15 protein-coding genes are annotated in these 13,898 nt (G+C 41.3%); 13 read left to right on the top strand and 2 right to left on the bottom strand.

The window, feature by feature from the left end; genetic code table 11:
- Positions 1-105 precede the first annotated feature (105 nt).
- The 8 genes from ACQKL0_RS18080 to ACQKL0_RS18045 all read left to right on the top strand — a co-directional run bounded on the left by ACQKL0_RS18080 (position 106) and on the right by ACQKL0_RS18045 (position 7,367).
- Positions 106-648, top strand: coding sequence for an RNA polymerase sigma factor (locus tag ACQKL0_RS18080; RefSeq protein ID WP_427688958.1), 543 nt, complete (start codon positions 106-108; stop codon positions 646-648).
- On the top strand, positions 645-1,109 hold the full coding sequence (locus tag ACQKL0_RS18075; RefSeq protein ID WP_402872228.1) for a hypothetical protein: 465 nt from the start codon (positions 645-647) through the stop codon (positions 1,107-1,109). Before ACQKL0_RS18080 ends, ACQKL0_RS18075 begins: the two co-directional genes overlap by 4 nt.
- On the top strand, positions 1,102-2,175 hold the full coding sequence (locus ACQKL0_RS18070; RefSeq protein ID WP_427688956.1) for an NINE protein: 1,074 nt from the start codon (positions 1,102-1,104) through the stop codon (positions 2,173-2,175). The genes ACQKL0_RS18075 and ACQKL0_RS18070 overlap by 8 nt, the downstream gene beginning before the upstream one ends.
- Positions 2,172-3,095: a LiaF transmembrane domain-containing protein gene (locus ACQKL0_RS18065; RefSeq protein ID WP_427688954.1), complete on the top strand. Its 924-nt coding sequence runs from the start codon at positions 2,172-2,174 to the stop codon at positions 3,093-3,095. The genes ACQKL0_RS18070 and ACQKL0_RS18065 overlap by 4 nt, the downstream gene beginning before the upstream one ends.
- Positions 3,096-3,275: 180 nt before the next feature.
- Entirely contained in the window at positions 3,276-4,190 is a 915-nt protein-coding gene (locus tag ACQKL0_RS18060; protein ID WP_402872220.1) for a diacylglycerol kinase, read from the top strand.
- Between the two features lie 64 nt (positions 4,191-4,254).
- Positions 4,255-4,830 (top strand): GNAT family N-acetyltransferase, encoded by a 576-nt coding sequence (locus ACQKL0_RS18055; protein ID WP_427688953.1) that lies wholly within the window; start codon positions 4,255-4,257, stop codon positions 4,828-4,830.
- A gap of 446 nt (positions 4,831-5,276) precedes the next feature.
- A complete protein-coding gene (rlmD, locus tag ACQKL0_RS18050) occupies positions 5,277-6,647 on the top strand; it encodes a 23S rRNA (uracil(1939)-C(5))-methyltransferase RlmD (protein WP_402872214.1) in 1,371 nt (456 codons plus the stop codon).
- A 171-nt stretch (positions 6,648-6,818) separates the two neighbouring features.
- Positions 6,819-7,367: a YitT family protein gene (locus ACQKL0_RS18045; protein ID WP_427688952.1), complete on the top strand. Its 549-nt coding sequence runs from the start codon at positions 6,819-6,821 to the stop codon at positions 7,365-7,367.
- Positions 7,368-7,373: 6 nt separating this feature from the next.
- Here ACQKL0_RS18045 and ACQKL0_RS18040 read toward each other — a convergent pair whose 3' ends face one another.
- Together ACQKL0_RS18040 and ACQKL0_RS18035 are read right to left on the bottom strand one after the other, a co-directional pair.
- Positions 7,374-8,231 (bottom strand): DUF421 domain-containing protein, encoded by an 858-nt coding sequence (locus ACQKL0_RS18040; RefSeq protein WP_427688950.1) that lies wholly within the window; start codon positions 8,229-8,231, stop codon positions 7,374-7,376.
- Between the two features lie 25 nt (positions 8,232-8,256).
- Entirely contained in the window at positions 8,257-8,451 is a 195-nt protein-coding gene (locus ACQKL0_RS18035) for a DUF1657 domain-containing protein (RefSeq protein WP_402958596.1), read from the bottom strand.
- Positions 8,452-8,740: 289 nt separating this feature from the next.
- Between ACQKL0_RS18035 and ACQKL0_RS18030 the strand changes: the two genes are divergently transcribed.
- The 5 genes from ACQKL0_RS18030 (at position 8,741) to ACQKL0_RS18010 (ending at position 13,893) form a co-directional block, all read left to right on the top strand.
- Complete coding sequence (locus ACQKL0_RS18030; protein ID WP_402872195.1) at positions 8,741-10,432, top strand: methyl-accepting chemotaxis protein; 1,692 nt, start codon at positions 8,741-8,743, stop codon at positions 10,430-10,432.
- A gap of 140 nt (positions 10,433-10,572) precedes the next feature.
- The gene (locus ACQKL0_RS18025) at positions 10,573-11,283 is read left to right on the top strand and encodes a GDSL-type esterase/lipase family protein (protein ID WP_427688948.1); all 711 of its coding nucleotides are present in this window, start codon (positions 10,573-10,575) and stop codon (positions 11,281-11,283) included.
- 172 nt (positions 11,284-11,455) lie between these two features.
- Positions 11,456-11,683 carry a hypothetical protein gene (locus tag ACQKL0_RS18020; RefSeq protein ID WP_402958590.1) on the top strand — a complete coding sequence of 76 codons (228 nt, stop codon included), beginning with the start codon at positions 11,456-11,458 and terminating at the stop codon, positions 11,681-11,683.
- Between the two features lie 332 nt (positions 11,684-12,015).
- Positions 12,016-12,273 carry a zinc-ribbon domain-containing protein gene (locus tag ACQKL0_RS18015; protein WP_427688946.1) on the top strand — a complete coding sequence of 86 codons (258 nt, stop codon included), beginning with the start codon at positions 12,016-12,018 and terminating at the stop codon, positions 12,271-12,273.
- A gap of 51 nt (positions 12,274-12,324) precedes the next feature.
- Entirely contained in the window at positions 12,325-13,893 is a 1,569-nt protein-coding gene (locus tag ACQKL0_RS18010; RefSeq protein ID WP_427688944.1) for a hypothetical protein, read from the top strand.
- Positions 13,894-13,898 lie beyond the last annotated feature (5 nt).

Here is a 13,898-nt window from a genome sequence, read left to right as displayed (position 1 = left end):
GAGAATAGTACATGCAGTAAAAAATTTATTTAGGAGTTATCTGTAGGGATAACTCCTTTTTGTCTCGTCTATAACATGAAAGCTTAAATGAAAGGGGGGAGAGAAGTGACAGATGCGTTAGTGGAGAAGGTAAGAAGTGGGAATGATCATGCTTTCCGCATTTTGATTGAAACGTATAAAGAATCGGTTTTCAGGACGGTTTATTCCGTCCTGCACAATCAAAAGGATGCTGAAGATGCCACACAGGAAGTCTTCATCAAAATCTACACTTCTCTTCCCCAATATCAAAATCAAGGGTTCAAAACGTGGATGACGCGAATAGCCGTCAATCATGCGATAGACTTGAAGAGGAAACGAGACCGGAAAAAGGAAGTATCGCATGAGGAACAGCCATCAGAGGGGCATCTAGGTTTATCCGAAGATGTTGAGGCACTATTCTTCCAGAATGAAAGAAGAAAACTGGTGCTACAAAAACTTGATGACCTTCCAGCTGGATACCGTGAAGTGGTGCACGACTTTTACATAAAGGAAAAAACCTATCAACAAATTGCCGATGAACAGCAAATCCAAGTGAAATCGGTTGAAGTAAAGCTGTACCGGGCAAGAAATTGGATGAAAAAACATTGGAAAGAGGAGGATTTTTCATGAAACATGTTTCTGTAACAGAGTGGACTGCGTATATCGCAGATGAAATCCCGGATGCTCTAAAAGTAGAATATGAAAATCATCTGTACTCCTGTGACGATTGTTTAACGCATTATATGGAAGCGCTAGAAAGAGAGGAAAGTGTTCGGCCTAACGAGGAACTGGATATCGCGGATAGCGTGATGAACACGATTGCAGCACTCAAAACCGTGCCATCCGCAGAGGATGAAACAAAGAACACCCGTTCAATGAGGACCATTACAAAACACTATTTGATTGCGGCAGGCTTTACTGTGTTACTGATGGCGAGTGGAGCCTTTCACTCTTTGACTAAATACGTCGATAACGTGGAGTCTGGGGCTATAAAAGAAACGCCGCCGGTAACAGACGGACTGATTGATAAAACATTTAACTGGATGGATGATATCGAAAAGAAAAATAAGGAGGGGTTTAAAAATGAATAAAAGTCCGGTGTTAGCCTTTATATTGTCGTTTTTTCCCGGGGCCGGCCATTTCTACTTGGGCAGGATCTTCAAAGGGCTATTTTATTTTTTGGCTACGGTAGGATTAGGGGCTATAGGGATCCTACTAGCCGTAGTTAGTCAAGATGATGGTTTCCTTGCTATTTCGATTTTGGGAGTCTTCGTGTACCTCATCAGCATTTTTGATTTGGTGGTTACTTCTTTAAGAGGGGCAAACAATAAATCAGGCTCGGAAGGCAGTAGCATGGTTCAGCCTGAGGCCGAAAGGTTCTATGTGATCGTCTTGTCATTCGTACCGGGCCTGGGCCATTTTCAGCTCGGTCTCATGAATCGCGGGCTCACGTTTTTGATTGGGTTCCTGGGGCTCGGCGTTATGGTGATTTTCATAACGGCAATGACCCATATAGATGGCTTGTTAATATTCATGGCCCTTTTACCGGTGATTTGGGTGTACAGCTTTTTTGATGGCATCCAACAGCTGAACAAAAAGCAAAAAGGGGAAGAGCTGGTTGACCGGTCGGTTTTAGAAGATTTGGAAGAGAGAAGGGAATCCGGCAAGAAGAGTAAATCGGTTGCCACATTATTCTCCGTGTTCCCAGGTGCAGGCCACTTATATTTAGGCTTACAAAAACGCGGAATCCAATTAATGGCAGGTTTCTTATTCGCCATCTATATCCTGGATTTACTTCGATTGGGGTTTTTCTTCTTTCTCATTCCAATCATCTGGTTTTATAGCTTTTTTGATGGCTTGCAAAAAGCATCCAAAATGGATGAAGGACCACTGGTGGACACGCCAATCATTACAGGCATTGCCCATCAACAAAAGTGGTTCGGCTATGGTTTGGTGGCTATAGGCGTTTATTTCTTCGCGAGCAATATCATAGTACCCGCAGCAGTCCCATATTTACAGCAATGGCTAGGTGATAACTTTGAGTATTGGTTTAGGGATTATTTTCAAAAAGGGATTGTATGTGTCCTATTAATAGGCGGCGGAATCAAATTGCTGTCTGGAAGTAAGAAAGAGAAAGTTAGGGGGGAAACAAAATGAGAACATGGAGAGTTGGGACGGTGTCAATGGGAGTGGCCCTAATTGGGTTAGGCGTACTTTTGTTGCTCTCCCAGATTTCAGATATGAGTTTGACGATGATCCTTTTATCCTGGTGGCCGCTTCTTTTCATCATTTTAGGAGGCGAGATCCTCTTTTATATCTATTTTTCAAGGAAAGAGAGTTCTTTCGTGAAATATGATTTTATTAGTATCATTTTTGTGGGACTGCTTGGAATGATGGGCATTGCTTTACTTTTGCTAACATCAAGCGGCGTGATGGAACAGGTGACGGCAGCGGTGAAAAGCGAGGAAAAAACCGTCGATTTGCCTGGCTTCAATGAAAAAGCCGGGAAAGAAATTCAGCGGGTCGTATTGGATCCGGGATACTACCCTCTAACGGTTGAAGGAGGGAGCAATGAGAATGTTTCCATTTTTGGCACGTACGATGAACGTGTAATGGAAGATAGTGAGTCACTATTAAAAGAGGCTGAAGACTATCTAATGGTGGAAAGGAAAGGCGATACACTTTATATCAGTTTGAAAGATCTCCCCGTTCAAAATGGACTGCTGGGTGGAGATAGGATGAACCTTGAAGCAACGCTCATCATACCTGCCGACCTGGCTTTGGAAGTCGAGGGAAAAGACACAGACCTCACTTTAAAGCCGAGAGAACTAGTTAACGATTGGAATGTAGATGATGCAGGTTCTCTTACTGTCTATCTACAGGAAAAAAGCGATATAACGATACAGGCATTTGGAGTCGAAGAGCTGGAAGGGCCAAAAGATAGCTGGAAATCTGTCAGCGTGAAGACGGAAGATGATGAAGATAGCGACGTAAAGAATGGTACGTTGAAATTTGGCAAAGGACGTCATACCTTGACGATTTCAGATTCTTATAACGTGAACGTTCGGTATCATTAATTAAGACTAGATACTAGAATAAATTCATAAAAAGCTATATAATTTCTCTGATAAGATAGCAGATATGAATAAATAAGGATGGGCCAGCTTACGGTCCTTTTTTTTGAGGGAAATTGCTTTTCGTGAAGTGAAGGATTATTATGTAACTTATGGAATCAATACGTATAAGGATGATGGGAAATGAAAAGAGCGAGGTTAATTTATAACCCGACATCAGGACGGGAAGCCATCAAGAAAAGTTTACCAGCAGTGCTCGCCAAGCTAGAGGCAGCTGGATACGAGGCTTCGACACATGCAACTACCGGTGCTGGTGATGCAACGAACGCTGCCAAAATTGCCATCGAACGCGGATATGATATCGTTATCGCAGCGGGCGGAGATGGTACAATCTATGAGGTGGTAAACGGGCTTGCCGATGCAGAAAAACGCCCGAAATTAGGAATCATTCCGACGGGAACGACGAATGATTTTGCACGGGCATTGCATTTACCGAAATCCATTGAGGGTGCAGCCGATATCATTGCCAATGGGCATACGATGCCGATCGATATTGGAAAGATGAATGAGAAGTACTTCATCAATATTGCAGGCGGAGGACGATTGACCGAATTAACTTACGATGTACCAATCAAGCTCAAAACAATGCTGGGACAGCTGGCCTACTATATTAAAGGAATCGAGATGTTGCCTTCCATCAAACCGACGGAAGTCTCGATAGAATATGATGGAAAGCTTTTTGAAGGCGAAATCATGTTGTTTTTAGTAGCTAACACGAACTCTGTCGGCGGTTTTGAAAAATTGGCACCAGATGCATCGCTCAATGATGGGATGTTCACGCTGCTAATATTGAAAAAGGCAAATCTTGCAGATATCGTACGCATTGTTACGTTGGCCATGCGCGGAGAACATATCCATGATAGAAATGTCATCTATGTAAAAGCCAATAGAATCAAAATTACATCAAAAAAAGAAATGATGCTCAACCTAGATGGGGAATTCGGTGGTATGGCACCAGCTGAATTCGTTAACCAGTATCGTCATTTCGATGTTTTCATTCCACAAGGCATTTTGGCGGATGACCCGGAAAATAAATAATCAATAAAGGTCACTTCACATTGAGTGGCCTTTTCATTTTATTCTAGTAAGGAGATTGAGGAACGTGACTATCAGAAGAGCAACTAAAGAAGACGCAGAAAAGGCAGCAATATTAATACGTTTTGCCATCAAGGAAATAGCCGAAACACTTACCGGTGAAACGAAGGAAGAAAAAATACTTGCTGTTCTTGGGGATTTTTTCAGAAGCAGGGGAAACAGAATGAGTTATGAAAATACGTTGGTGTATGAACAGGATGGGCAAGTGGCTGGATTGATCATCGCCTATCATGGAAAAGATGCCGTGGCCTTGGATGAACCGATAGCGGAACGATTAAGAAGGAAAAAGAATGACCCAAGCATTAACATCGACAAAGAAGCGGAGATGGAAGACTTCTATTTGGATACAATAAGTGTGGATCCCGATTTTCGCGGCAAAGGTATTGGGACATCTTTAATTCATCAAATGGAAGCGTTCGGAGTAGAGAAGGGATATCCAAGTATTTCATTAATTGTTGAAGATGTTAATCCCGATGCAGGGCGTCTTTATAAACGATTAGGATACAAAAAGACGAAGATGATTAGAGTGAGTGACGGGGAATTTGCCTATATGGTCAAGGAACTAGAAAAAACCCCAGTATAAACTGGGGATCAGGCTTGCAGATGTAAGGATTGACCCTTCTATGTTTGCTGTCCATTCATGGCAGCCCAGTCGGCATATGCGCCGGAACCATTGCAGCCGGGACAGTCGTGGATATCTGAAAAATGATACTCCGTCGGTACAAAAGAGCTGTATCCCCGACCGTAACAATCTGGACAAAGGCCTTTTTCTTCCATGCTTGCTCGATGTTTTTCTAGCCTGTTTGAGTTCCAGTCTGATATGGAGCTGAATAAACCCATTTCTTCACCTCATTCACTTTTCCTTACTTTTCTCGATCCTGCGCCGTTTTATGCACAAAACGATGAATTAATCAGGAATTCTTTTTCTATATTTTTATGAGGAATAGCGTGAATTGGTGAGTCATTTTGTGGCAAGGCTATGTTTGTGGTAAAATACAGGTTAGCTTAAAAAAGAAAAGAGAAGATGATATGAAAACAACAACACCTGTTAATAAGAATGATATTATAGAGGTTTTATTCGAAGATTTAACGCACGAAGGTGCTGGAGTAGCTAAAGTTGATGGCTATCCGATCTTCGTTCAGAACGCGCTACCTGGTGAAAAAGCAAAAATTAAAGTCTTGAAGGCCAATAAAGGATATGGATTCGGACGTTTGATGGAAATTATCGAAAATAGTCCATATCGCGTGGAGATCCCTACTGAAGACTATAACAAGTATGGTGGCTGTCAACTGCAACATATGAGTTATGAAGGTCAATTGGAGTTTAAGGAAAAACAAGTGCGTGACGTGATGACCCGCATTGGAAAACTTGAGGATGCGACGGTTTATCCGGTTATTGGGATGGAAGATCCTACCCATTACCGTAATAAAGCGCAAGTGCCTGTCGGGGAGAAAGATGGCAAGCTGATTGCAGGGTTCTTTAAACCACGTACACATGAAATTGTGGAAACAAAAGAAAGCATCATTCAAAATGAAGTGATTAGCGAAGCGGTTCAGGTTGTGAAGGAAGTCTTTAGTCATCTGGGAATTCCCGCTTACAATGAGCAAACACATAAAGGTGTTTTGCGTCACATCATGGCTCGTTATGCTAAACAAACGGGTGAGCTAATGATCGTGCTTGTTACACGGACCAGGAGTATCCCATTCATCGAAACCATCGTGAAGGAAATCACTGACCGACTTCCACAGGTGAAATCAATCGTTCAAAACGTGAATACGAAGAAGACGAATGTCATTTTGGGAGAAAAAATGTTCGTGCTTTGGGGTAACGAAGTAATCTATGACATGATTGGCGACGTGAAATTTGCGATTTCGGCTAAATCCTTCTACCAAATCAACCCGGACCAAACGAAAGTCCTTTATGACAAGGCGCTGGAGTATGCTGGATTAACGGGAGAAGAAACCGTGATTGATGCCTATTGTGGCATTGGTACCATTTCCTTATTCTTGGCACAAAAAGCGAAAAAGGTCATTGGTGTGGAAGTGGTGGAAGAAGCCATAGAAGACGCACGCCGCAATGCAGAACTGAATGAGATTACGAATGCCGAATTCGTTGTTGGTGATGCAGGAAGCGTGATTGCTGAATACTATCAAAAAGGTAATACAGCTGACGTCATCGTCATGGACCCACCGCGCAAGGGCTGTGAAGAAACGCTTCTAAATACCATTATTGAGATGAAACCGAAGAAAGTCGTTTATGTATCTTGCAACCCAGGAACATTAGCCCGGGATCTTCATATTTTGGAAGAAGGCGGATATAAGGCTGTTCATGTCCAACCTGTTGATATGTTCCCGATGACTACGCATGTTGAAAATGTTGTGTTATTAGAGTTAAAGTGAATGTGAATAATTGTCTTTAATAGAAAATGAATGCCGAAGCAGGATCCAATAAGGGTCCTGCTTTTTGATTTTTTTTCATTTACCCATTCTTGTCCTTAAGATTTGGACATATATTAAGGAATATCGAATAGGGAGCAAGGTGGTTTTATCAATTTTCAAAAAGTAGTGGCAGTGATTGTTGGTAGCTTTTTGATTAGTGTTGGGATAAATGGATTCTTGGTCCCTTATCACTTGATAGATGGTGGGATTATCGGGATCGCTCTCGTTCTACATTACTTCTTTGACTTTCAGACAGGGCTTTCGATGTTGGTTCTTAGCATCCCTTTATTTACATATGCCTGGTGTTATGAGCGTTCCCTTTTCTATAGCAGCATCCATGGGTTACTATTGACTTCTCTTTTCATGGATTGGTTAAGCCCATTAAAAAGGGAATTTGCGGTTTCTATTTTCACCAGTTCATTGGTTGGTGGGGTAATTATCGGGGTGGGGATAGGGCTTATGCTCAGATATGAAACAAGCAGTGGAGGAACGGATTTGTTGGCAAAATTCATCTCCAAATCCTCCTCCATGGATATTGCTTTAATCATTATCATCATTGATACCGCAATCATATCAGCAGGTTTATTCATCTTAGGAATAGAAATTTTTCTGTTTTCATGTCTGACTATTATCATTATTGGTGTGATTACTTCCATAATGGAAGTGCGAATAAAAAATTAATAATTATTATTTCAATAGAAAGGCTACCTCATCGATGGCTTGTTGCAGTTTTTCGCTATTTTTGCTATACATTGCTCTGGCATCCTTTGAATCGGTAGAGAGGGAAAATACCTCTAAATCTGCTTGGCACTTTTTTAAAGTCGCAAGCAATAATGGCTTTTCTTGAGGAGAAGGGACTTTAATTTTATCGTCGTATAAATCAACCGTTAACTCTCCATTTGATTTTGCTTGCCCCAGAAAGACATTTTCAAGGAGTACATCTAGTTTCTCCAATTCCGTACTCAACCAATTACGATTCAGCCCAATGGCGGAGAGTGGTTCATCCAGGATTTCCCCATCCATGATGATCGTTTGAGGCTCCTTGATTAAATCAACCTTCATATTTATATCCTTTGGTGTGAGTGGTTGGTTTTCTTTCTTTAATAATACGGAAAAAACACCATTTGCCTCTAATAAGGCAAACTCCACCGTGGATATATCAAAAACGTCCTTACTTCTGAGTAGCCATAATAATTCATCGGTCGTATACTTTTCCTTTTTTAAATTGTCCTCCAAGATCTTGCCATCTTTAATAAACACGGTGGCTTTCCCTTCCACCAAATCACGGAAAATTTTACTTTTCAATGAAATCAAGCCAGCTATGAAAGGAGCAAATGCGAAAACGAGGATGCTGAGGACTCCATGAAAAATATTTCCTTCTACCTTTGTGGCTAACTCCGCCCCCACGTTTCCAATCGTAATCCCCGTGACATATTCGAAAAATGAAAGTTGGGAGATTTGTTTTTTCCCTAACCATTTCGTAATTAAAAAAAGAACGATCAAAAAAAATAGCGATCGTAACACCACCTGTAACCAATCAGGCATTATTTAGCACCTCCATACCCCGGTCTTATTGTAATCCTTCGCTCTCTAACTTTCCGACCCTCTTTTGAATATCTTTCCTCACTTCATTCACTTTCATCATCGTTTCGTGTAAGATTCGCTTCGATTCGTCATCCTGAGTTCGGAGTGCCAGGCTAGAGAGTCCAGCTTCCACTCCCTTAAGGTTGGCGGCACATAGTTTGACATCAGTTAAAATAGTCATCAAGAAGTCTCCTTATTCTTTTGTTGATACTTGACCTTCTAGATTATCTTGCTGAAATTCGAACAATATATCCAAGATAATATTATTCTGTCCTATTTGGTGAGCGGGCATGTTGTTCATTTTTTTCTCCTGCCATAAGTGGATAAAAGATGGAAGGGTATGACGCAAATTATTACAAAGAAGTCTAATGTAATTATTTACCAACTAAAACTAACCGTATTTTCACCGATACAATCATTATCACGTACTCGCGTAATAGAAAAATGCAACTTAAGTAGGAGATGGAAAGATGAAGATGACTGTAAAGAAAAAATTACTATGGAGCTTTTGCGGAGTATTGTCTCTTTTAGCTATCATAACGGGGATTACATTTTATCAGTTCAACAGTGTAGACGATAGTTATTCAAGTGTTATAGAAGACCGTGTCAAAAAGATTTCTCTTTCGACAAAAATGGTCGACGCGATTCGCACGGAACAAATCGCCCTCCGAGGGTACTTGGTCAATGATACGGATAAATATTTATCAGCGTTCCAACAATCGAAGGATTCCTTCAAACAAGCTTTCGATACATATAGTGGGCTTAGTCTAGATCCCGAGGCAAAGGAAATTTTGGACGAGCTAAATGGCTATGCTACCGAATATGAAACGCTGGCCGGACAGCTAATTGAATTAAAGGATCTAGATGATAAAAAAGGATACATCGACTTAATGAACAATCAAGGAGCTCCCCTTACAATAAAATTAAATGAAGTGAGTGAAGAGGCATTTAATTATCAACAGGCTGCCCTTTTAGAAAAAAGTGATGAATTGTCCGTTCAGGTTAACGGGGTGAAAAGGATTATTCTGATTATAAGCGTCCTAGCCATTATCACGGGGGTGGCGATTGCTTTAATCATAAACCGGAGCATCTCAAAACCTGTGCTGCTCGTTTCAGCTGCAGCGAAACAGATTGCAGCCGGAAATTTGACGATAGAAGATGTGAAAGTGAAGAATAGGGATGAAATCGGTGAATTGGCCAGCTCTTTTAATGAAATGAAAGGTAATTTGCGAAGTTTGATCAATACGGTGAATGTTGCAACGGATCAAGTTGCTGCTTCTTCGGAGGAACTGATGGCAAGCGCGGAACAAACCAATTCTGCGACAACACAGGTGGTAACGGCCATACAAGAAGTGGCCGGTGGGGCTGAAACTCAAAATAACTATGTAGAAGAGAGTTCAAAGGGTGTCCAAGTCATGGCCATCGGTACCAAGAAAGTTGCCTTAACGACTTCCGCTGTTACTGAATCGGCAATGGAGGCCGCAAAACAAGCCAATATCGGTAGCGAGTATCTTAACAAAGTGATTGAACAAATGAAATCCATTTCAACGTCCACAAACGAATCAAATGAAGTGGTGAAAAAACTGAATGATCAATCCAATGAAATTGGCAAGATCATCGAAGTGATCACGGGCATAGCCGACCAGACGAATCTCTTAGCCTTGAACGCGGCTATCGAATCGGCAAGAGCCGGTGAACATGGGAAAGGTTTTGCAGTCGTGGCTGATGAAGTCAAGAAATTGGCTGAACAATCTCGCCAGTCAGCTAAGCAGATTGCTGACCTCATTCAGAATATTCAAGATGATACGGTACTTGTGGTCAATACGATGAACTATGGTACCCAGGAAGTGACAGAGGGAATGAAACTTGTCGAGGAGACTGGGAAAACATTCGATTCCATCCTAGAGTCGATAGAAATGGTAAGTTCCGAAATACAAGAGGCATCCGCTGTATCGGAGGAAATGGCAGCGAGTGTAGATCAAGTGAGCGCGGCCATTGAGCAAGTAACCCGTATTGCGGAAGGATCGGTAACAAGTACGGCCGAAATTGCTTCAGCTTCAGAGGAACAGCTGGCTTCCATGGAGGAAATCACCGCCTCTGCTTCATCACTGGCGAGGATGGCCGAGGAATTGAAAGAGAAGGTCGTTGCTTTCAAAATTTAAGCAAACAAGAGATGTCCGGGAAACCGGGCTTTTTTTGTGGTTTTTTGTCAGAAAGTTATCTTCTGAACAAGAAGGAATCTACCAGGGAAAAAAGAACTATTGTAGTGAGACAAAAAAGGGTTAGGAAAAGGGGAGAGGAAATGAATAATAAGAAGAAGGCGGCAAGTATGTTATTAGCGGTGGCATTGGTGGCCACGCCATTTAGTGCAACGGCCAAACAGGCGAAAGTGGAGTATGTCGCTTTAGGGGATTCGTTGGCTGCTGGGCAAACACCGGATGGGGTCATCGATTATGGATATGCCGATTATATTGCGGATTCTTTTGTGAAGAATAAATATAAGCTGGCCGATTTCGATAATTTTGGTGTACCCGGGTATACCTCTGAAAAATTGAAGAATGATTTGGTTAAAAGCAGTAAGGTCAGAAAGGAAATTAAAGAAGCGACCCACATCACCATTGATATTGGTGCCAATGATCTCCTAGGTAAAATTAAGACGGACCCTTACAATGCACAGGAAGCAATCGATGTGGTCCGTATTAATTTGCAAAGCATTCTCCGTACGATCGATAAACTGAACCCAAAGGCCAAGGTATATGTGATGGGTTATTATAATCCCTTCCCCTACTATCCGAAAGAGCAACAGGAACTTCTTTTGCCACTATTGAAAAGTCTAAATGAACAAATCAAAGCGGTAGCAAAGAAAAATGGGGATACCTACGTATCGACTGAAACTCAAATAGGGAAAAAATATAAAGAGTATCTTCCGAATAAACAAGATATCCATCTGAGTAAGTCCGGGTATAAGGTAGTTGCCAAAGAGTTTTGGAAAGGCATAACTAAAAAGAAGTAGAAGGTCATCCTTTCAAAGACGTTAAAGTCAACATGTTAGTATGTTGGCTTTTTTTGTGATGAAGAAGAGGATGGTCCCTTTTAAAATTTAATCAATCGTTTGATTAATGGGGGGGAACGGTAGTATGCTTGGGTTTCATGATGCCATGAAAGAAATAAGGAGTGAATGATCATTGGGAGCATGCAATCTTAACCATACCAGGCAAGATGTCAGGATGAAGCTTAGTAGCCAACAGGATTTCTTGCCAAAAACGCTAGGCGAAGCTTTGAAGGAGTTGCTGGAAAAAGAGCAGACGCAAGAAATGCTTAATGAACTTTTCCATCTGCTAAAGAAGTATGATTTATCTTCCAAAGAAGAGCAAGACGCAAGAAATGAAAAATTAGCTCAACTTATAAACTGAGTTAGGTGAAACGGGAGCGCTAAGGTGCTCCCGTTTTTTTTAGCTTGATATGGGTGGTTTACCCGAAAACGGCATTTACAGTAATAATGTCAGGTTGGATGTACATAGGATAAGGCGATGTGTCATTTACACCGAGCAATAGGAATAAGAAAAAATTGAGGTAAGGGGTGATACGTAAATTGAATGGGTACTCATGCCTATTATTCCTGTAGGATTTGTCTTTTTTTGTCGAAAACATAGAATTATAGAAATATGTTGTTTATGATGATAAAGGACTAACGTTTTAGTAGTTTATGGAGTCATAAGCAGGATAAGGGAGAGAGAAATGAAAAATGAAAAATTGTAAAACATGTGGTAAGCCGGTGGATGCGGATGCAAAATTTTGTCCTTCATGCGGTGCGGTACTTCCGGGGGAAGAACAGCTCACGGAAAAAGAAATAGCCGCTGCAGAAATGAGGCAGGAGCAAGCTGAGGAAAAGCCCTCGAAGAAGCGATTTAACAAAAGAACGCTAATCATTGCGGCAATCTTAACAATCATCCTTATTTCCAGTGCAGCTGCAGCCATTATTCTTCATAAATCCCCAAAATAATTATATCTACTTTCTGAATATAAATCGTATCAATATGCAAAAGATCAATGGATGGATCAGCATGGTGATTCATTGGAATTCCAAGAGAAAACGATGCAGCAACCTTCCCGTTCGGAGATGACACTAAGTGGGGATGTCGACATGGATTCCTTAGGGAGCGATCCAGACTTCGAGATGGTCAAGGAACTATTGGGCCAGGCATCGATTTCCGCCAAAATGGATCAGGATCCCAAAACGAATCAGGGTCATTACACCGTCGCATTAAATATTGATAAGGAAAAAGCAATGGATGTGGAAATGGTCCAATCCAAGGACCAAGCCGGACTAAAGGTGCCCATGTTATATGATAAGTTCTTTTTCCTGAACTTTGATGAATATGGGGAGTTCATGCGGATTATGGATCCGTTATATGATGGACCGGAAACATTGGAAATATCAGACCTTGAATGGCAGGATTTGAAACTGACAGAGAAGGAACAGAAACATATACAAAAACGCTATGGATCTTTCCTGATGGATAATTTGGATGATGATCAATTCAAGGTTGAAAAAGGTGTGGAATATAAGCACGAAGGCGATGCCATGAAGGTAAGGAAAGTCACTCTGAAACTTTCTGCTTCTGAAACTAAAACATTCATAGACGACTTAATGGATGAAATGATTAAAGATACAGAGCTTCATAATATTCTAGTGAAACGGGCTCAAAAGGTGGCGGGTGCTGCTGCCTTAACCGAACAGGTAGATGAAGAGATGCAAGATACAAAGGCAATGAAACGCCAATTGGTTGACGGCTTGAAAGACGCTAAGGGTGAATTGAAGGATATCCGTTTTGCTGAAGGATTTACCTCCACTTTATTAATAGACAAGAAAGAGCGAATCATCGACCGTAAAGTAACGACATCAATAGGGGATAGCTCTGATCAAGTTAATGTGGTCATGAAAGGTAAAAACATTCCTTACGGGGATGATCAGGCATTCAAAGAATTCAGTATCAATTTAGCACCTGATAATGATCAGGATACAGAGGTAATGTTCAGTGTCACGAATGATGTTGCCGCAAAAAAAGAGAAGCGGACTGAAGATCTCAAGGCAGCCTTTATGTTTAAAGAGTTTGGTGATACCAATGAAATCAAGTTTACGATGAAGAGTGACATCAAAGAAGAAAAAGCTGGGAAACAGGATATCACCAGGACATTCAACCTGGACTTTGATGGTGCGGATTTCTCGGATATGCCGTCTGCATGGAAGGGAACGGTTGAACAGAAGAATGACCTGAACATAAAGGATGAGTATTCTAATTCAAAATTCAAGATGACAGTCGGACTAGAGGATGCTTCGGAATCGGGAAGCGTCACAATCAACCTGGATTCCAAGACGAAGCTGAAAGATAAAGTGGATATGCAGGATTTTAAGCTTGATTCTGGTCAGGGATTAAGTGTTGTCGACATTTCTCCTGATGAGATGTATGAAATCCAGCAAGAAGTAGGGACGAATCTTATGGAGCTCGGTATGAAATACGGGCTCATTTCTGAAGATATGTTCGATTACGATTATGGCGATGAAGCGAGTTATGATGGATATTATGATTTTGAAGATGAAGATTCTGATGATGCATTTTAAGTAGG

The organism is Peribacillus sp. NPDC097264, from assembly GCF_050277925.1.
Taxonomy (GTDB): domain Bacteria; phylum Bacillota; class Bacilli; order Bacillales; family DSM-1321; genus Peribacillus.
This window is presented reverse-complemented; position numbering and strand designations above follow the sequence as displayed.